The sequence below is a fragment of the Pseudomonas sp. ArH3a genome (assembly GCF_022648765.1).
Lineage (GTDB): Bacteria > Pseudomonadota > Gammaproteobacteria > Pseudomonadales > Pseudomonadaceae > Aquipseudomonas.
This window is the reverse complement of sequence record NZ_CP080330.1, coordinates 1,737,165-1,755,169: the sequence shown is the minus strand read 5'-3', so window position 1 is coordinate 1,755,169 and position 18,005 is coordinate 1,737,165. Positions and strand designations below refer to the sequence as shown.

Annotated in this window: 19 protein-coding genes; 3 read left to right on the top strand and 16 right to left on the bottom strand. The window is 60.0% G+C overall.

The features are described 5' to 3' along the window. Positions 1-3: 3 nt before the first annotated feature. The 7 genes from K0P33_RS07885 to ppc form a co-directional block, all read right to left on the bottom strand. Entirely contained in the window at positions 4-702 is a 699-nt protein-coding gene (locus K0P33_RS07885) for an extensin family protein (protein WP_242154722.1), read from the bottom strand. A gap of 3 nt (positions 703-705) precedes the next feature. Continuing rightward, positions 706-1,533 carry an isocitrate lyase/phosphoenolpyruvate mutase family protein gene (locus tag K0P33_RS07880; protein WP_094949995.1) on the bottom strand — a complete coding sequence of 276 codons (828 nt, stop codon included), beginning with the start codon at positions 1,531-1,533 and terminating at the stop codon, positions 706-708. A 27-nt stretch (positions 1,534-1,560) separates the two neighbouring features. Continuing rightward, the gene (locus tag K0P33_RS07875) at positions 1,561-2,421 is read right to left on the bottom strand and encodes a DUF72 domain-containing protein (RefSeq protein WP_094949994.1); all 861 of its coding nucleotides are present in this window, start codon (positions 2,419-2,421) and stop codon (positions 1,561-1,563) included. Further along, a complete protein-coding gene (locus K0P33_RS07870; protein ID WP_094949993.1) occupies positions 2,421-2,735 on the bottom strand; it encodes a hypothetical protein in 315 nt (104 codons plus the stop codon). Before K0P33_RS07870 ends, K0P33_RS07875 begins: the two co-directional genes overlap by 1 nt. Before the next feature lie 160 nt (positions 2,736-2,895). Next, entirely contained in the window at positions 2,896-3,582 is a 687-nt protein-coding gene (tsaB, locus tag K0P33_RS07865; RefSeq protein ID WP_094949992.1) for a tRNA (adenosine(37)-N6)-threonylcarbamoyltransferase complex dimerization subunit type 1 TsaB, read from the bottom strand. 90 nt (positions 3,583-3,672) lie between these two features. Then, positions 3,673-4,320 carry an adenylate kinase gene (gene adk / locus K0P33_RS07860; protein WP_242154720.1) on the bottom strand — a complete coding sequence of 216 codons (648 nt, stop codon included), beginning with the start codon at positions 4,318-4,320 and terminating at the stop codon, positions 3,673-3,675. A 279-nt stretch (positions 4,321-4,599) separates the two neighbouring features. Further along, positions 4,600-7,245, bottom strand: a complete 2,646-nt coding sequence (ppc, locus tag K0P33_RS07855) for a phosphoenolpyruvate carboxylase (protein ID WP_094949990.1) — start codon at positions 7,243-7,245, stop codon at positions 4,600-4,602. 184 nt (positions 7,246-7,429) lie between these two features. Here ppc and K0P33_RS07850 point away from each other — a divergent pair, with 184 nt between their 5' ends. The 3 genes from K0P33_RS07850 to K0P33_RS07840 all read left to right on the top strand — a co-directional run bounded on the left by K0P33_RS07850 (position 7,430) and on the right by K0P33_RS07840 (position 9,326). Continuing rightward, on the top strand, positions 7,430-7,774 hold the full coding sequence (locus K0P33_RS07850) for a pilin assembly protein (RefSeq protein WP_094949989.1): 345 nt from the start codon (positions 7,430-7,432) through the stop codon (positions 7,772-7,774). A 284-nt stretch (positions 7,775-8,058) separates the two neighbouring features. Next, the gene (locus K0P33_RS07845; RefSeq protein ID WP_094949988.1) at positions 8,059-8,484 is read left to right on the top strand and encodes a DUF4398 domain-containing protein; all 426 of its coding nucleotides are present in this window, start codon (positions 8,059-8,061) and stop codon (positions 8,482-8,484) included. Positions 8,485-8,540: 56 nt separating this feature from the next. After that, positions 8,541-9,326, top strand: a complete 786-nt coding sequence (locus K0P33_RS07840) for an OmpA family protein (RefSeq protein WP_094949987.1) — start codon at positions 8,541-8,543, stop codon at positions 9,324-9,326. Positions 9,327-9,377: 51 nt separating this feature from the next. On the opposite strand, the gene K0P33_RS07835 is transcribed toward K0P33_RS07840, so the two are convergent. From K0P33_RS07835 to K0P33_RS07795, 9 genes are all read right to left on the bottom strand, one after another. After that, a complete protein-coding gene (locus K0P33_RS07835) occupies positions 9,378-9,707 on the bottom strand; it encodes a hypothetical protein (protein ID WP_094949986.1) in 330 nt (109 codons plus the stop codon). Positions 9,708-9,830: 123 nt separating this feature from the next. Further along, positions 9,831-10,157, bottom strand: coding sequence for a hypothetical protein (locus K0P33_RS07830; protein ID WP_094949985.1), 327 nt, complete (start codon positions 10,155-10,157; stop codon positions 9,831-9,833). After that, positions 10,154-11,059: an alpha/beta hydrolase gene (locus K0P33_RS07825; RefSeq protein WP_242154718.1), complete on the bottom strand. Its 906-nt coding sequence runs from the start codon at positions 11,057-11,059 to the stop codon at positions 10,154-10,156. Before K0P33_RS07825 ends, K0P33_RS07830 begins: the two co-directional genes overlap by 4 nt. A gap of 78 nt (positions 11,060-11,137) precedes the next feature. Then, a complete protein-coding gene (locus tag K0P33_RS07820; RefSeq protein WP_094949983.1) occupies positions 11,138-12,415 on the bottom strand; it encodes a flavohemoglobin expression-modulating QEGLA motif protein in 1,278 nt (425 codons plus the stop codon). 21 nt (positions 12,416-12,436) lie between these two features. Continuing rightward, complete coding sequence (locus K0P33_RS07815; RefSeq protein ID WP_094949982.1) at positions 12,437-12,997, bottom strand: hypothetical protein; 561 nt, start codon at positions 12,995-12,997, stop codon at positions 12,437-12,439. 124 nt (positions 12,998-13,121) lie between these two features. Continuing rightward, positions 13,122-13,838, bottom strand: coding sequence for a TetR family transcriptional regulator (locus tag K0P33_RS07810; RefSeq protein WP_242154715.1), 717 nt, complete (start codon positions 13,836-13,838; stop codon positions 13,122-13,124). Positions 13,839-14,043: 205 nt separating this feature from the next. Continuing rightward, on the bottom strand, positions 14,044-15,546 hold the full coding sequence (gene lysS, locus K0P33_RS07805; RefSeq protein ID WP_094949981.1) for a lysine--tRNA ligase: 1,503 nt from the start codon (positions 15,544-15,546) through the stop codon (positions 14,044-14,046). A gap of 78 nt (positions 15,547-15,624) precedes the next feature. Continuing rightward, a protein-coding gene (gene prfB, locus K0P33_RS07800; protein ID WP_141240520.1) for a peptide chain release factor 2 occupies positions 15,625-16,720 on the bottom strand; the annotation gives its coding sequence in 2 pieces (ribosomal slippage) (positions 15,625-16,647 and positions 16,649-16,720; 1,095 coding nt in all). Between the two features lie 234 nt (positions 16,721-16,954). Further along, on the bottom strand, positions 16,955-17,956 hold the full coding sequence (locus K0P33_RS07795; protein WP_094949980.1) for a diguanylate cyclase: 1,002 nt from the start codon (positions 17,954-17,956) through the stop codon (positions 16,955-16,957). Positions 17,957-18,005: the final 49 nt, after the last annotated feature.

Here is an 18,005-nt window from a genome sequence, read left to right as displayed (position 1 = left end):
GCCTCAGCGACACACCCACCAACGGCCCATGTCCAGATGGAAATGGTTGCGATGGGCGGCGTTGTAGTCCGGGCTCAACACCACATTGAAATCATCGCAGGCACCGTCGCGTACCTGTCGCAAAAAGCGCGCGCTGTCGCCCTCCCCCGGCCAATCCTTAAGCACACTGATGCTGCGCCCATCCGCCAGACGAAAGCCGGCGATGTCCAGGGCATTGGCCGAAGCATGTTGACTGAGCCGCCCGTCTGCGCGGTTATACATGTTGCGACAGGCAAAGCTGCCGAGGTGATCGACCCGCGTCACCGCCTGGCCAAACACCGCCTGGGCCGCCGGTTGCAGGCTATGGCGCTCGAACAGGGCAAACGCCACGGCCAGCGGGCAACTGGCGAGAAAGCTGCTGCTCAAGGCCACGTCGGCGCCCTGCACGCGCAAGACGTTGCGCAATGGGCACGCAGCGTCAGCAGGACTATCTGCCTGATGGCTGACGCGCAAGCCGGAGGTGTTCAGCACGTGGTCGCACAGCGCCGGATCATCCTGCAGCCGGCCGAGCTTGAAGCGCGTCAGCAGGTTCGGGTTGGCGCGCACATCCAGCGGCGCCCAGGGGTTCCACTCAGCAGGCAACGGCACCCAGCCTCGCCACACACCCACTGCGAACACACCCGCCAGCAACAGCAGCGCACCGATCACGTTGAAAAAGCGCACGGCTTAGCCCTTGAAGAATTGGTTGGCCTGACTGAACGGCATCTTGCGCTCGGTGAAGGTAAAGGTGCCCAACTCATACACTTCCTGTGCGGCGCGGTAGAACTCGCCATACGCGGCCAGCGCCATGGCCGAGCCGACACTGATACGGCGCACGCCCAGCTCGCTCAACTGCGCGACGCTGAGGTTCAAGCCACCGGACATCAACACGTTGACCGGTTTGGGCGCGACGGCCTTGACCACTGCCAGTATTTCCTCGGCGCTGCGTAGCGCTGGGGCATACAGCACGTCGGCACCGGCTTCGGCGTAGGCCTGCAAGCGGCGGATGGTGTCAGGCAAATCCAGGCGGCCATGCAGGAGGTTTTCTGCGCGGGCCGTCAGGGTGAAAGGGAATGGCAGACTGCGGGCAGCGGCAACCGCCGCTTCTACGCGCTCAACAGACAAATCAAAAGGGTAGATGGGGTCGACGGCGATACCCGTGGCGTCTTCGATGGAGCCGCCGACGATGCCCGTGGCTGCCGCGCGCAGGATGGTTTGGGCGCAGCCCTCAGGGGTATCACTGAAGCCGTTTTCCAGATCAGCCGCCACCGGCAGCGCGGTCGCCCGAACAATCGCTGAAGCATTGCCCAATGTGTCCTCCAGCGACAACGCACCTTCTGCATCCGGCCGCCCCAGGCTGAACGCATAACCTGCACTGGTGGTGGCCAAGGCTTCAAAGCCGAGGCTGGCAAGCATGATGGCTGAGCCTGCATCCCACGGGTTGGGCATCACGAACGCGCGATCACGCGCGTGCAAGGCTTTGAAGGTTTCGGCGCGAAGGGTTTGGGCATCCATGTCTGACTCCTGGCGGAAAAAGGAGCCTTAGAGTAACCCCAGTTGCTCCGCTGCGGGTTCTCGATGCAAGGTCGGCAGCGGCGGCAGGCCCGGCAAACGCGCCATCAGTTTTTCATGAAAGCGCAGCGCCAGTTGCGCAGCCAGGCGGTTATCCGAGGTGTGCAGGAACACGTAGGGCGTGCGGCCTTCCTCGATCCAGCCGGCGACTTTTTCTACCCACGGCAGCAGAAACGGGTCGTTGGCTTCCAGTTCCGGATGACCGATAAAGCGCACTTGGGGAAACAGCGTCAGCGCGGCCGGGCGCGGCGGCACCTTGGGCTTTTTCGATTGGGCGTGCAGCACGGCGGCTGAGGTTGAGGTGCAACTGAACAGCGCGCGCGGGTCCAGGCAGATTCGCTCGACACCACGGTCACGCAGCAAGCGGTTGAGCATGCGCTCGGCATCGCCCTTGGCGAAGAATTCCGGGTGGCGCACTTCCACGGCCAGCGGGCGCTCCAGGCCATCAATAAAACCTGCCAGCTCACCGAGGCGTTGTGGCGAAAAGCTCGCCGGCAGTTGCAGCCACAGCGGCGTAACACGCTCACCCAATGGGCTCATCAAACCGACAAAACTTTCTGCCGCCGGCAACTGCTCGCGCAAGTCGCCACCGTGGCTGATGTCGCCTGGGAATTTGGCGGTGAAGCGAAAATCCTCAGGCATGATTTCGGCCCAGCGCTGCACGGTGGCGGCCGAGGGTCGGGCATAAAACGTGGTGTTGCCTTCAACGGCGTTGAAGACCTGGGAATACAAGGCGAGGTAATCGCCGGAGCGCGCATCAGCCGGGTACAGGTACTCGCGCCAGGCATTTTCACTCCAGGACGGGCAACCAATAAAGTAAGGCAGACGCATCAGATATGGATGTCGAGACCCAGCACTTCCATATCCCATTCGACAAAGCCGGCGGTGGTCAGGTAGCTGGCCAGGGCGGTGGCGACGCTTTTGCTCATGGAGCGGGGGAAGACCATGTCTTGCTGACGGGCGGGAAGACCACTGATACGTGCACCGGCGGAACCTTGAGCGCTCGAATGCGTGTTGGCATGCGACTCGGACTGGACTTCGATGAAGTCTGGCGAATCCTCGACGGAATCGTCTACCGTCACGTTAGCCTTACGCGGCTTACGCTTGAGTGGGTAGGACTGTGAGGAAAAGCCGTCTATGCGCATACATGCAGACTCGGTATCAATGATGGCAATTTAGCGGCACTTTCCGTAGTGCGCAAATGCTCTGGTGATAACTAGAACACATAATTTGTAAAAGGTTTAGAAACAGGGGCAAATTCTGACGATTGGAGATTTTTGCCTCAAAATGCCAGCATTTTTGACGTCAAATAATCCCGCGTTCAGCCTTGGTTTGCGCAACTTTATCGCGCAGGTAAACCGGTGCAGCCTGATCAGCCGGAATCGCTTCGCCGCGTTCAAAAGCGAAGCGCGCCAAGGTCAGTAAATCTTCAGCATGGGGCAACATCGCGGCGTCCTGGCCGACCAGCTTCACACCGATGCGTTCGGCATAACCCCAGCCGGTGCCCGCGCCGAACCAATCACCGCTGGCATCTGCGGGCAATACAGACGCCTGCGGCGGCTGCACCGCTTCCACGCCTACCAGGCGCATCTCGCCGGCGGTCTCGCGGTAGCAACCCCAATACACTTCATCCATACGCGCATCGATAGCCGCTGCGACTTGCGAGGCACCGTGCTCGCGCAGGGCGCGCTGGGCCAGCACTGCCAGGTTGGAAACCGGCAACACCGGGCGTTCCAACGCAAACGCCAGGCCCTGCACCACGCCGATGGCAATACGCACACCGGTAAACGCACCGGGGCCGCGGCCAAAGGCAATGGCGTCGACAGCAGAAAGCGTGGTGCCCGCGTCTTCAAGCAGTTGCTTGATCATCGGCAACAGCTTCTGCGCATGCAGGCGCGGGATCACCTCGTAGTGGCTCGTTACCTTGCCATCGTGCAGCAAGGCAACGGAGCAAGCTTCAGTCGCGGTGTCCAGGGCCAGCAGGGTGCTCATGGGTGCAGGTGTCCAAATCGAAAAAAAGTGCGCCAGTATAAACAACAACGGCCCGCAAGCGGGCCGTTGTGCGTGCAGCTAATCGTTTGATCAGCTCAGCGCTTGCAACACCTTGGCGGTGATGGCTTCTACCGAACCAACGCCTGGGATGTGGCTGTACTTCGGCTTGCCATGGGCAGCGGACAGCTTCTGGTAGAAATCCACCAGTGGCTTGGTCTGCGAATGGTAGACCGACAGGCGATGACGTACGGTTTCTTCGGTGTCGTCTTTACGCTGCACCAGGTCGTCGCCGGTGACATCGTCTTTGCCGGCCACTTTAGGCGGGTTGTAGACGATGTGGTAAACGCGGCCCGACGCTTCGTGAACGCGACGGCCAGCGATACGCTGGACGATTTCTTCGTCTTCAACCGCGATTTCAACCACCGCATCCAGCTCTACGCCGGCTTTCACCAGGGCTTCAGCCTGGGGAATGGTGCGTGGGAAACCGTCGAACAGAAAACCGTTCTTGCAGTCGTCCTGGCTGATGCGTTCCTTGACCAGGTTGATGATCAGGTCATCAGAGACCAGACCGCCGCTGTCCATCACGCTTTTTGCGATCAGGCCCAGCTCGGTGCCGGCCTTGACCGCAGCGCGCAGCATGTCACCGGTGGAAATTTGTGGAATGCCGAATTTTTCAGTGATGAACTTTGCCTGAGTACCTTTACCGGCCCCGGGAGCTCCCAGCAGAATGACGCGCATCGATGTGCTCCTCAATTTTTTATAGAGATGACGCTCGGATTCGCCGCGTGGGGCCAATCTCGTAGAAATGTGGGTCTAGCCGATCAAACGGCCAAAGGCTGATCAAGATACACAGCAGGCTCTATCCATACAAGCCGCCGAAAGTCGCAAGAACCCGCGCCGCGCATGCGTCACAGGTCGGGTGTGACTGAGTGCAACCCTACCCCTTGAACGCCGACCGCCCGTTTCAGGGCGGCCGTCATGGTTTATCTGCAAGCCGTTGAGAACACGCAAGAAACCTTAGCCGGTATTGCGCAAACCGGCGGCAATACCGGCCACGGACACCAGCAGCGCCTGTTCCAGAGGGCTGTCCTGCGCCGCCTCTTGCTGACGCGAGCGCGCCAGCAACTCGGCCTGCAGCAAGTGCAAAGGGTCGAGGTAGGTGTTGCGCAAGCGGATGAACTCAAGTGTGTCTGGGCTATGGGCCAACAGTTGCGACTGGCCAGTCAGGCCAAGCACCACGCTGCACGCCTGCGACAATAGGTCGCGTAAGTGCGCGCCCAATGGCAGCAGGTCAGGCTGCACCAGACGCTCGTCATACAGCCGCGCAATATCGGCATCCGCCTTGGCCAGCACCATTTCAAGCATGTCGATGCGGGTGCGGAAGAACGGCCACTGCTCACGCATCTGCCCCAGCAGCTCGCCTTCACCGCGCTCCAGCGCCTTGCTTAATGCCGCTTCCCAGCCGAGCCAGGCGGGCAGCATCAGGCGGGTCTGGGTCCAGCCGAAGATCCACGGGATCGCCCGCAGGCTTTCGATACCGCCAGCGCGGCGCTTGGCCGGGCGGCTGCCCAGGGGCAAGCGACCCAGCTCCTGCTCTGGGGTGGACTGGCGGAAGTACTCGACGAACTGCGGATTTTCCCGCACCACGGCGCGGTAAGCGCTGACACCGTCTGCTGCCAATTCATCCATCAAATGGCGCCAGGCAGGTTCGGGTGGTGGCGGTGGCAACAGCGTGGCTTCCAATACGGCGGCCAGGTAGAGGTTGAGGTTCTGCTCGGCGATGTCCGGCAGGCCGAACTTGAAGCGGATCATCTCGCCTTGTTCGGTGGTGCGAAAACGCCCCGCCACCGAGCCCGGTGGCTGCGACAGGATCGCCGCGTGCGCCGGGCCGCCGCCACGGCCGACAGTGCCGCCACGACCGTGGAACAACAGCAATTGCACCTGTTGTTCGCGGCAGATATCCACCAAGCGTTCCTGCGCCCGGTACTGCGCCCAGGCGGCGGCGGTGGTGCCGGCATCCTTGGCCGAGTCGGAGTAACCAATCATCACTTCCTGCGGGCCTTGCAAGCGTGCGCGGTAGCCTGGCAATTGCAGCAGGGTTTCCATGACCGGCCCGGCGTTATCCAGGTCGGCCAGGGTTTCGAACAGCGGCACCACCCGCATCGGCCGTTGCACGCCCGACTCTTTAAGCAGCAGTTGCACGGCCAACACGTCCGAGGCGGCGCCGGCCATCGAGATGACATACGAGCCAAGCGACGCGGCGGGCGCAGCGGCGATTTCCTTGCAGGTGTTCAACACCTCGGCAGTCTCCGCCGACGGCTTGAAATAACCCGGCAGCAGCGGCCGGCGATTGGCCAACTCCTTGGTCAGGAAGCTGATGCGTGCCTCTTCGTCCCAGTCTTCATAACGACCCAGGCCCAGGTAATCGGTGATTTCGGTCATGGCCGATGAATGCCGGCTGGAATCCTGGCGCACATCCAGGCGCACTAGGAACAGGCCAAAGGTCACGGCACGGCGCAAGCAATCGAGCAGCGGGCCATCGGCGATCACGCCCATGCCGCACTCGTGCAGCGACTGGTAGCACAGCTCCAGCGGGTCGAGCAGGTCGCGGTTGTTCTGCAACACGTCAGCCGGCGCCGGGGTGTTGGCGGTCAACGCTGTGTGCGCCCATTGGCGCGTAGCACGCAGGCGTTCACGCAGTTGCTTGAGCAAGGCGCGATACGGCTCGACGCTGTCACCGACCTTGGCTTGCAACGCCGGGCTGGCCTGCTGCATCGACAGCTCGGATGCCAGGTGGTCGATATCGCGCAGGTACAAATCCGCCGCCATCCAGCGCGCCAGCAGCAGCACTTCGCGGGTCACCGGCGCGGTCACATTCGGGTTGCCGTCACGGTCGCCACCCATCCACGAGGCAAAGCGAATCGGCGCTGCCTCCAGGGGCAAATGCAGGCCGGTGGCCGCGTGCAAGGCCTGGTCGGCCTTGCGCAGGTAATTGGGGATGGCATGCCACAACGAATGCTCGATCACCGCAAAGCCCCATTTGGCTTCGTCGACAGGCGTCGGGCGCACGCGGCGGATTTCTTCAGTGTGCCAGGCTTCGGCGATCAGCCGTTGCAGGCGCTCGCGGATCTGCTCGCGTTCAGCGGTGGTGAGGTCACGGTGATCCTGCAGCGCCAGTTGCGCGGCAATCGCATCGTATTTCTGGATCAGGGTGCGACGCGCCACTTCGGTGGGGTGCGCGGTGAGGACCAGTTCAATCTCCAGCCGCGCCAACTGGCGAGCCAGGGATTCGTTGCTGTGGCCTTCGCGTTGCAGGCGGGCGAGCAACTCCGGCAATACGCGGGCTTCGAAAGGTGCCGGTTGCGACTCATCGCGCCGGTGGATCAACTGGTATTGCTCGGCGATGTTGGCCAGGTTGAGGAACTGGTTGAAGGCCCGCGCCACAGGCAGCAGTTCACTTTCCTGCAACTGGTTCAAGCTGGCGCTGAGTTCCTCGCCGGCGGCTTGCTCGGCTACGGCACCCCGGCGGTCAGCCTTGGCGCCTTTGCGGATCTGCTCGATCTTGTCGAGAAAATCATCGCCGTACTGCTCTCGAATGGTGTTGCCCAACAGCTCACCCAGCAGGTGAACATCCTCACGCAAGCGTGCATCGATATCACTCATCAGCCAATCTCCAGCCAGAAATCCGGGACGCGCAGGGGTTCCAGAGTGCCGCCCGCGCCGGTTTCTGACAAGACACTTTAAACCTTGTGACTTGCAGCTAGTCTCAACTGTGAGTCACCGCGTTATCCACGCAGCTGACTGGACACTCATCACCGCCTGCCATCGCGGGCCTACTGAGGTTGCCATGAAAATCCGAGAACTGGCCCAGCATTGGGAAGAGAACGCCAAGGGTCGCCTGACCAAAACCGAGTACGCGATCCACCTGGACGTGGAGTCGGCCGCAAGGCTGGCCGCCATCGCCGAGATGTACCCCAAGCGCCACACCGAAGAACTGCTCGGCGAGCTGATCGGCGCCGCCCTCGAAGAGCTGGAAGCCAGCTTTCCTTACATCAAGGGCCAGCATGTGATCGCCACCGATGAAGAGGGTGACCCGCTGTATGAAGACGTCGGCCCTACGCCACGCTTTCTGACGCTGTCACGCCGCTATCTGCATGATTTGTCGGCCAGTGCTGACGAACAGAAGCACTGATAAACATCCGTAAAAACCAACCTAACCCCTTTATTCCGGGCCTCCTAGAGGCCCGGAATACCTCTACGCGTTGCAAAAGTTCCAACTATTAGGCACTGACCACTCAGTCAGATATTTTTTTAGGCAAATCGCCATCTTCTCTGAACTTTTGAAAAAAGGCTCCGGTCACAGCCAGTAAGCCATCACTTGGAACGGCCGTTTGAAAAGGTAGTTCGAGCTTTACCCGCCCGACCTAAAACCGCTGACCAGTGACATGGATTTTGATGTTTTTCAGGAGTTACCCAATGGAGTTGAAGACGATGAAGACCAGCACTGCCAAATCCTCGTTTAACCACCTGCGCGGGCTGAAATTGGCCGCGCTGGCAATCGGCACCAGCTTCGTTCTGGCGGGCTGCGCCGGTAACCCGCCGACCGAGCAATACGCTGTGACCCAATCTGCAGTGAACAGCGCGGTCAGCGCCGGCGGCACCGAGTTCGCAGCAGTGGAAATGAAGTCGGCTCAGGACAAGCTCAAAGAAGCCGAAATCGCCATGCACGACAAGAACTACGACAAGGCTCGCCAACTGGCTGAACAAGCCGAGTGGGACGCTCGCGTCGCTGAGCGTAAGTCCCAGGCTGCCAAGGCTCAACAGGCAGTGAAGGATTCCCAGAAGGCCGTTGACGAGCTGCGCAAGGAAGGCATGCGCCCTGCTCTTATCCAGCAGAAGTAAGCCACTGCCTCTTGACTGCATCGCACCTGATATCGAATTGAAAGGACGACACGACTATGCGTAAACAATTGATGATCCCTGCTCTGCTGGCGATGAGCGTTGCCCTGGCGGCCTGCTCCACCCCGCCGAACGCGAACCTGGAAAACGCACGGACCAACTTCTCGGCCCTGCAAACCAACCCACAAGCCACCAAGCTTGCGGCGCTGGAAACCAAAGACGCCAGCGAGTGGCTGGACAAGGCTGACAAAGCCTACCGTGACAAGGAAGACGAGAAGAAGGTCGACCAACTGGCCTACCTGACCAACCAGCGCGTTGAAGTGGCTAAAGACACCATCTCCCTGCGTGAATCCGAAGCCAAGCTGAAAAACGCTGGCGACGAACGTGCCCGTGCCCTGCTGGACGCCCGTGACGCGCAGATCAAGCAACTGCAAAACAGCTTGAACGCCAAGCAGACCGAGCGCGGTACTCTGGTGACATTCGGTGATGTGCTGTTCGCCACCAACAAGTCCGACCTGAAATCCAGCGGTCTGGTTAACATCACCAAGCTGGCGCAGTTCCTGCGTGATAACCCGGACCGTAAAGTGATCGTCGAAGGCTACACCGACAGCACCGGTTCCGACTCGTACAACCAGAGCCTGTCCGAGCGTCGTGCAGCTTCGGTACAACGTGCACTGGCGCAACAGGGCGTGGATATCTCGCGCATCGTGACCCAGGGTTACGGCAAGGAATACCCGGTTGCCGACAACGGCAGCGTTTCGGGCCGTGCCATGAACCGCCGCGTTGAAGTGACCATCTCCAACGACAACCAGCCGGTCAAGCCACGGTCTTCCGTTGCTAACTGATTGATTGGCGCTGCATAAAAAAACCCACCTTACGGTGGGTTTTTTTATCTATCAGACTTCTATTTTACGGTTGGTGTCATCGGCAGGCATCCTAGCTTCCATGCCTTGGCGACCCCTCATCATTTTCTCAAGTTGCTCTGGATCCATCTGCTCATCAGCGCCACCAGAGCCTGAGGAACCGCCGCCCTGGGCACCACCCGCCGCCTTCGCCAGCATGTCCATGAGCAGCTTCATCGCGTCTTGTTTCTGAGCACCTTGCCCACCTTGCCCACCTTCCGCACCTTGCGCACCCTCGCTCGCGCCCTTGGCCATCTTCGAGGCGCCCTGAGCCATCTCCAAGAACTTACTTAACGCGCCAATTCCGCCAATCCCATCAATCATGATCACACTCCAGAGTCGTTATACGTAAGTTAACTATCAGCAACACTGACAAACCAATCAGTGGCGTCTTACGCAATACGGTTCCAGATATTTCCGTAATCAGGCGATTTAATAACCAGCGAGCTACTCTTGCAGCTGCGGCGTCTCTTGGCCCATGCAGCGCACCGCCTGCTTCTTGTTGTTCACCAGCACACCGCTCAAGCCTTTCTGTTCGGTATCAAACATCACCAGCACGCCATCGACGCACTGCGCCACTTGCGCAGCCGGGGTCAGGGAGATCTTGTAGTCCTCACCCGGAACGGTCTTGAGCATGGTGAAATCACTGAGCAGCAACGCATCCTCCGGCTTGGCGAAGTGCAGGTAGCCGTAAAACCACAGGCAGCCGACGGTGCCGATGATGGTGCCGATGCCGGTGAGGATCAGTGGGATCATGTTGCGTTCTTGGCTCATTGCGGGCTCTCTGATGAATCAACTGTAGGGTTGGGGTAGTTGGGGATTTCCCCCAGGCGACGCAGACCATTGAAGTGCTGCGGGTCGTCCAGATAACGCAGCATCACGGTTTGCCAGGTCTTGTCGGCAAAGGTCTGCACATGGCCGCCACGGGTCAACTGCAGCACCCTGGGCGGCGGCGCGGCCTGGTACAGGCGAATGCCATTGGCCAGCGGCACGATCGGGTCATCCAGGCTATGAAACAGCAGTTTCGGCACGCCGGTCAGCTGAGGCATGGCATTGATCGCACTGTCGCCGTCGGGCACCAGCCAAGACAGGGGCACTTGAAACGGCCATGTTAACCAGGAGGTGCTGAGGGCGAATTGTCCCACGTCACGATAACTGGCGGGCACGCCGTCCAGTACCAGGGCCTTGAGCTTCGGCTGACGCTCCGGGTGCGCCGCCAGGTAATGCACCGCCAGTGCGCCACCCAGGCTTTGGCCTAACACTATCAGCGGTTGGCCTTGGGTCTCGGGCGCCGTGTCAATCCAATTGAAGGCCGCATCGATGTCTTGATAGATCGCCGGCAATGACGGTTTGCCTTCCGACAGGCCATAACCGCGATAGTCCAGCAGCAGCACTTGATAGCCCTGTTCCGGCAGCCACCAACTGCCGCCCAGGTGCCAGGCCAGGTTGCCGCCGTTGCCATGCAGGTGCAGCACCGTGCCTTTGACGGGCACGCCGGGTTTGGCCGGCAGCCACCAGGCGTGAAGTTTTACCCCGTCAGCGGTGGTGATCGTCACGTCACGGTATTGCAGGTGGGCTTTTTCCGGTGTGAACGGCAGGCCGGGCTCGGGGTAGAACAGCAATGAGCTGCAGCCGTTCAATGTGAGTAGCAGGCAAAGAATGCCGAGGATTCTCATCCGTTGAAGCCTCGTGAGCAGGTTGGAAAACAGTTCTTGAAACCCACATTTTTGATTCGGTTGTGCCGGTCATATCCTCTACAGGATATTCGAGTAATCCGCCTCGATCCGGTCCAGGCTCAAGTGGTTGAGGAAGTTGGAGAAGCACATCCACGCCGCCAACGCGTTCATGTCGCGAAACTGCTCGGGCAGGTATTTGGGCGGCACCACCAGGCCTTCATCCACCAATTGGCGCAGGGTACGCATGTCTTCCAGGGTGGTCTTGCCGCAAAACAGCAGCGGCACTTGTTCCAGCTTGCCTTTACGCACAGCCAGCTGGATGTAGTTGTAGACCATGATGAAGCCCTTGAGGTAGGACAAATCTTTGGTAAACGGCAGACCGGTCGGTGTTGAGCCACGGAAAACCCGGCTGGCGTTGCCGTAGCTTTCGGCCATTTCAAAGCCTTGCTCACGGAAGAACTCGAACACCTGCAAGAAGTCAGCGCCCTCCTCCACCATATGGATGGCGCGGGTGCGGTTGGTCAACTTGCGCAAGCGGCTGGGGTAGGAGGCAAAGGTGATGATCTCCATCAGAATCGCCAGGCCTTCCTGGGTCACGGTCGACGACGGCGGCCCCTTGGACAGGAAGGTGCAGATCGGCTGGTTCTGGCCATTGAGCGTGGTGCCGACGTGCACCAGGCCTTCATGCACTTCCAGCGCGCGCACATCCCGGTCGTTGAACATCGCGTCGGCGCGGATCTTGATGTAGTCGGCGCCCGCCGCCGCATCGGCGACGATACCGTCGGACTCAAATACCCGAATGGTTTCTTCCGCCTCGCCAAACACTTTGTTCAGACGGGTTTGCAGCAACGCAACGGCATCCTTGGCGGTCAGGGTCTTGGCTTCGTCTTTGAGGTCGCCACGGCCGTCGATGTTGTTGAGGTAGTCGGACAGCATTAGGCCGAGGTCAGCCAGGGTCGGGTCGCCGGCGTGAAACGCATCGGAGGCGGCGCCGTAGAGTTCCTGGGAGATCAGGCCGAAGTCCTCGGTGCCGCGCGCCTCAAGCATGCGCACCACCATGCGGTACTCCTTGCACATCCGCCGCATGATCTGCCCGACCGGGTTGAATTGGCCAAGCTGGCGGGTGATGTCGCGCTCGATGTTCTGGAACTCCAGCTTAACCGCGCTGGAGTCGAACGACAGTGGCCGGCTCAGGTAATAATCACGGTCTACGGCGGGCATGGCCTTGCCCTTGGCCTTGAGGAAACCCTGACGAATGTTCTCGTCCCATTTCACGGCGTCGAGGACGCGAATCGGTGTTTGCGCCAGCACAATGCGATCAGACAAGGTGCGTATCGTCTGCTGGTAATCGTCCACCCGGTGCTTCCTCTTTAAACGTTATTTGCCCGCGCGCTGGTAGCGCACGGCTTCAACGAACACGTCGGCATTGGCCGGGTCATCCAGGTAGGCAAACACCTGGTCCATAGGGCTGTCCACCAAAACACCGGCGCCTTCGACGGTGTCCACGGTGCTGCCGTGTAAAAGCTTTTGGCCGATGGCTTGATGGATCTGCTCAACGTCGAGGTTGTAGACCACCAATTCAGGCGTTTTGTCGCTCTCACCTTCAAAGTCAAAGCCTGTGAGGATGAAATGCCCGCCGAGCGTGTCCGGCAACGGCGCCGACAAATACCAACGGCTACCATGGCGAGAGACAGTAAACAGGTACTCATCGCGCTGGCCCGGCTTGGCTTTAGGGTAGCTCACGGCTTTATAACGGTGCTCACCCGCGCGAGTGATCTGCAAGTTGAGCGGCTCGCCCCAGGCATTCTTGCTCGACCAGTGGCCGAGCAAGGCATCCGGCGCTGATTCGCGCGCCGGCAACGGGTCCTTGAAGGTCACCAGGCAACCGCTGAGCAATAGGAACGACAAGGCGATTAGCGCGACACGCCAGGCTTTCATTGCGTACTCCATCAAGTGTGGGAGCTGGCTTGCCAGCGATAGCATCACCTCGGATTACCTGTTGCACCGAGGCGCCTGTATCGCAGGCAAGCCAGCTCCCACATAAAGCGGATCGCACATTGGGCTAGACCGAGGCCAACACCAAATGCATATAACGCTTGAGAATCTCAAGCATCTCTTCACCGGTCAGAGGCTCTGGGCCGCCAAGCAGGCCCTGATATTCCATCCGACTGATAATCGCCGTCAACACTTTGGCATCCTGTTGCGGCTCCCGGGAGCCCAGCACCTGGAAAAACTGCTCGGTGCCCTGCAACAGAATCTGCTGATGGGAACGCACCAGCTCAGCCAGGCGCGGGTTGAGCAAGGCCTCCTGGTGAAAAGCTTGTTCGGCCATCAAGTGTTCGCGGCGGTTGGTCAGTTGGCGCAATACATAGTCGGCGGTCAGCCGTGCGATGTCATCGGCCAATTGCGCGCGCGACTGCGGGCTGCCATCACCATAGGCGACCATCTCGCGCAGCAGGCTTTCGTTGCGCACCCACAGTTTGCCCATGAAGGCGGCGCTGCGTTCGACGTATTGGGCAAAGGTATCGGTAAGCAGGTCATCGATATCCTTGAAGTAGTAAGTGGTGGCCGACAACGGCACGCCGGCCTCTGCCGCCACCGCGCGATGGCGCACACCACGTACGCCATCGCGCACCACGATGCGCATGGCTGCATCAAGAATGTCTTGCCGGCGCTGCTCGCTGCCCCGGCGGCTGGCCTTGCGGCCCTGGTACTGGACGCTTTCAGCCACGGCAGCAGCAATGCCGGCGGCACCTTCTTGAGCCATTACGCGGTTCACGACAGATCTTCCTTTTACACCGATAAATGATCGTTCCCACGCTCTGCGTGGGAATGCCGTCTACTTGTGACGCAGAGCGTCACGGGATGCCTTCCCACGCAGAGCGTGGGAACGATCACCGATTACCTGGCGCCGTTCTCTTGACGGCTGAATACGCCACATAAAAAAGCCGCCTTATAAAAGGCGGCTTCGGGTTTCGCTACGGTTACGCTTGTGGCCGCATGTGCGGGAACAAGATCACGTCGCGGATCGACGGCGAGTTGGTCAAGAGCATCACCAACCGGTCGATGCCGATCCCTTCACCGGCAGTCGGCGGCATGCCGTATTCCAAGGCGCGAACGAAGTCGGCGTCGTAGTGCATGGCTTCGTCGTCGCCGGCATCCTTGTCGGCCACCTGGGCCATGAAGCGCTCGGCCTGATCTTCCGCGTCGTTAAGCTCGGAGTAAGCGTTGGCGATTTCGCGCCCGCCGATGAACAGCTCGAAACGGTCAGTGACGTTCGGGTTGTCGTCGTTGCGACGGGCCAGCGGCGACACTTCGAACGGGTACTGGGTAATGAAGTGCGGCTGTTCCAGCTTATGCTCCACCAGTTCTTCGAAAATCATCACCTGCAGTTTGCCCAGGCCTTCGAAGCCCAGCACCTTGGCGCCGGCTTTCTTGGCGATGGCGCGGGCCTTGTCGATGTCGGTCAGGTCGTCAGCGGTCAACTCAGGGTTGTACTTGAGGATCGAATCAAACACCGACAGACGCACGAACGGCTCGCCGAAGTGGAACACCTTGTCGCCGTACGGCACGTCGGTGCTGCCCAGAACCAGCTGCGCCAGTTCGCGGAACAGTTCTTCGGTCAGGTCCATGTTGTCTTCGTAGTCGGCGTAAGCCTGGTAGAACTCCAACATGGTGAATTCTGGGTTGTGACGGGTCGAGACGCCTTCGTTACGGAAGTTGCGGTTGATCTCGAAGACCTTTTCGAAGCCGCCAACAACGAGGCGCTTGAGATATAGCTCAGGCGCGATACGCAGGAACATTTCCATGTCCAGCGCGTTGTGGTGGGTTTCGAATGGCTTGGCTGCGGCACCACCGGGGATGGTTTGCAGCATCGGGGTTTCCACTTCCAGGAAGTCACGCTGCATCAGGAAGCTGCGGATGTGCGCGATAACCTGCGAACGCACACGGAAGGTCTGACGCACTTCTTCGTTGACGATCAGGTCAACGTAGCGCTGGCGATAGCGCTGTTCGGTGTCGGTCAGGCCGTGGTGCTTGTCCGGCAGCGGGCGCAGCGACTTGGTCAGCAAGCGTACGGTGGTCATTTCAACATACAGGTCGCCCTTGCCGGAACGCGCCAGGGTGCCTTCGGCTGCAATGATGTCGCCCATGTCCCAGGTTTTCACCGAGGCCAGGGTTTCTTCAGACAGGGTTTTACGGTTGACGTAAACCTGAATGCGACCGGTCATGTCCTGGATCACCATGAACGAGCCACGGTTGAGCATGATGCGACCTGCCACCTTGACCGGGATTGCAGCCTCTGCCAGCTCTTCCTTGGTCTTGTCCGCGTACTGTTTCTGCAAGGCATCGCAGTAGTTGTCACGGCGGAAGTCGTTCGGGAAGGCATTGCCCTTGGCGCGCTCGGCGGCAAGCTTTTCCTTGCGCAGGGCGATCAGGGAGTTTTCTTCCTGTTGCAGGGCTTGCGGGTCGAGTTGTTGGTCGCTCATGTCTTTTGAAATTCCATCACAGGTTCGTTGCCCCAGGCGTAGGCCGGGGATCGCCGGCAAGCCGGCTCTACACAGTCTTTAAAGCCCCGATTTCAGGCTGGCTTCCAGGTATTCGTCGATATCACCGTCGAGCACCTTGTCGCAGTCGCTGCGTTCGATGTTAGTGCGCAGATCCTTGATCCGCGACGCATCGAGCACATACGAACGGATCTGGTGACCCCAGCCGATATCCGACTTGGTGTCTTCCAGCGCCTGGGAAGCGGCATTGCGCTTCTGCATTTCCTGCTCGTACAACTTGGCCCGCAGCATTTTCATGGCGGTGTCCTTGTTCGCGTGCTGGGAACGTTCGTTCTGGCAGCTGACCACGGTGTTGGTCGGTACGTGGGTAATACGTACGGCCGAGTCGGTGGTGTTTACGTGCTGGCCACCGGCACCGGAGGAGCGGTAGGTGTCGATCCGCAGGTCAGCCGGGTTGATCTCGATTTCCACCTTATCGTCGATCTCGGGCGAGACGAACACGGCGCAGAATGAGGTGTGGCGACGGTTGCCGGAGTCGAACGGGCTCTTGCGCACCAGGCGGTGCACGCCGATCTCGGTCCGCAACCAACCAAAGGCGTATTCACCCTTGATGTGCACGGTGGCGCCTTTGATACCGGCGACTTCACCGGCCGACAGCTCCATGATGGTAGCGTCAAAGCCGCGTTTGTCAGCCCAGCGCAGGTACATGCGCAACAGAATGTTGGCCCAGTCCTGGGCTTCGGTACCGCCGGAGCCGGCCTGGATGTCCAGGTAGGCGTTGTTCGGGTCCATTTCGTGGCTGAACATGCGGCGGAATTCAAGCTTGGCGAGGTTTTCCTCGAGACGGGCCAGCTCGGCGACGACATCGCCCACTGCGCCTTCGTCATCTTCTTCGACGGCCATGTCCAGCAGGTCGCGGCAATCGCCCAGACCGGTGTTCAACTCGTCGAGGGTATCGACGATCTGCGCCAGCGCAGCGCGCTCGCGGCCCAGTTCCTGGGCGTATTCAGGTTTGTTCCAGACAGCCGGATCTTCAAGCTCGCGATTGACTTCGGTCAGACGCTCATGCTTTTGATCGTAGTCAAAGATACCCCCGAATAGTTTCGGAGCGCTCGGACAGGTCCTTGATGGTGTTAAGGATCGGGTTGATTTCCATGGCGGGCAGCACTCGTTGGCGAACTTTTGAAAGCCGACGAGTATAACGACAAACCGGGGCTAACGGCAGCCCGCTTGGCGAAAAGGCGGGTATATGCCCGATCTCAAGAACGATTGCGATCAAATGTGGGAGCTGGCTTGCCTGCGATTGCGGTGTATCAGATACGGAGGTGATAACTGACAGGCCGCTATCGCAGGCAAGCCAGCTCCCACAGAGGATCAGCGTCGTTCTGAATCACTCGATACCGACCTGATTGCGCCCATTATGCTTAGCCGTGTACAAGCCCTTATCCGCCGCCATGATCAACAGCCGGCAATCGCTGCTCTGCTGCGGCGTCATCGTCGACAAACCGATGCTGATGGTCAGGCTCGCGCCTTCTGCCGGGGCAATGTGCGGGATTTTCAGCGCCGCCACCGCCATGCGCAGCTTTTCGGCCACCAGCCGCGCACCGCCCGGCGAGGTATTGGGCAACACCAGCGCAAACTCTTCCCCGCCGTAACGCGCCGGTAAATCCGAGGGGCGACTGCTGGCTTCGCGAATGGTCGCCGCGACTTTACGTAGGGCTTCATCGCCCTCGACATGGCCGAAGCTGTCGTTGTAGGTCTTGAAGAAGTCCACATCGATCATCAGCAACGACAGTTGGGTCTGGTCACGCATGGCACGGCGCCATTCCAGCTCCAGGTATTCGTCGAAGTGGCGGCGGTTGGACAACCCAGTAAGGCCGTCGGAGTTCATCAACCGTTGCAGCACCAAGTTGGTGTCCAACAGCTGCTGCTGGCTGACCCGCAGCGCCCGATACGCCGCGTCCCGCTGCAACAGGGTCATGTAGGAGCGCGAGTGATAGCGAATGCGCGCGACCAGCTCGATGTTGTCCGGCAGCTTGACCAAGTAATCATTGGCGCCCGCCGAGAACGCCGCGCTCTTGATCAGCGGGTCCTCCTTGGTCGAAAGCACGATGATCGGGATATTCGCCGTGGCCGGATGGTTGCGGTATTCACGCACCAGCGTCAGGCCGTCGAGCCCGGGCATGACCAAGTCTTGCAGGATCACCGTGGGCTTGATGCGAATCGCCTGGGCAATCGCCTGATGGGGGTCGGCGCAGAAGTGGAAGTCGATGTTTTCTTCATGGGCCAGGCCACGCCGCACGGCTTCACCGATCATGGCTTGGTCGTCGACCAGCAACACCATGGCGGCATTTTCGTCGGTTTTGATGCCGTCGATCTGTAAATCACTCATGTGCAGTCACCTGAATTACTTTCCTGCAAGCCGGCACTGCGGGAGGTTT